Here is a 1,045-nt window from a genome sequence, read left to right as displayed (position 1 = left end):
GGCCGCGTCGCGGTCCTCGTTGCGGGTCGAGATGTCCTCGCCGCGGTTGATGCGCTCGGCCTCGTCCTGGCTGCGTGCGACCGTGACGGTGATCTCGACCTCGACCTCGGGGTGAACGGCGACGGTGATCGAGCGCTTGCCGATGGTCTTGATCGGCGCGTCGAGCTGGACCTGCGGGCGGGCCAGCGAGATGCCGTCCGCTTCGAACGCGACGACGATGTCACGCACGTTGACCGAGCCGAACAGCTGGCCGGCTTCGGAGGCCTGGCGGATCACGATGATGTTCTTGCCCGCGATCTTCTCGGCGACCTTGGAGGCTTCGCCCTTCGAGGCGAGGTTGCGGGCCTCGAGCTCGGCCTTCATGCCGTCGTACTTGGCTTTGTTGTCGGCGGTGGCGCGCAGCGCCTTGCCGCGCTTGAGCAGGAAATTGCGGGCATAGCCGTCGCGAACCTTCACGACTTCGCCCATCTGGCCGAGCTTGTTGACGCGTTCCAGCAAAATGACTTCCATATTCGTTCTCCTTTGAAGTGCTCTGTGGGTTTCAGTTTCGGGTTTGAACTCAAGGGGTCGGCAGTGGCGGCGGTTGCCGGCTGCGCAGGAAGCGCTCACGGAAGCCGAACACGGCATCCGCAAGGCCGAGGATCACCATCGCGATCACGGGCCATCCGAACACGACCACGACGGCGTAGGTCGAGCCGAGCCAGAACGTGCGGCTCTTCAGCGCCAGCGTGAGCGTATGCAGCACGGCAAAGCCGGTCAGCGCATAGCCCATCATCAGCGCGGCCGCGGTGATCTGAGCGACGATCGCGAGCAGCCCGCCGGTGAAGCAGAAGGCGAGCGCGATGCAGAGCGCCACCAGCGTCATCGGCGGCAGCTCCGCCGTCATCATGTCCGGCCACGGGCGCCGCAGCCGGCCCGACGTCGCGGTGATCTTGGCGCTGAGCCAGAGGTTGAGGGTCAGCGTCATCATCGCGATGATGGTGGCCCCGGCCGGTGCGATGCGTACCAGCGCGTCGACGAGCTGACCGGCTTCGCCGGAGCTTTG

Annotated in this window: 1 protein-coding gene and 1 pseudogene; both read right to left on the bottom strand. The window is 66.0% G+C overall.

Features of this window, described 5'->3' with window-relative positions; translation table 11 throughout:
• Positions 1 to 510, bottom strand: a 510-nt coding sequence (gene rplI, locus MOV74_RS38900; protein ID WP_246932895.1) for a 50S ribosomal protein L9, incomplete at its 3' end; no start/stop codon positions are given.
• Positions 511 to 559: 49 nt separating this feature from the next.
• A pseudogene (locus MOV74_RS38895) lies at positions 560 to 1,045 on the bottom strand (DUF2232 domain-containing protein); the annotation flags it as partial.

Origin of the sequence: Bradyrhizobium sp. SHOUNA76, assembly GCF_023006445.1 — a bacterium.
In the GTDB taxonomy this organism is placed as follows: Bacteria; Pseudomonadota; Alphaproteobacteria; order Rhizobiales; family Xanthobacteraceae; genus Bradyrhizobium.
This window is presented reverse-complemented; position numbering and strand designations above follow the sequence as displayed.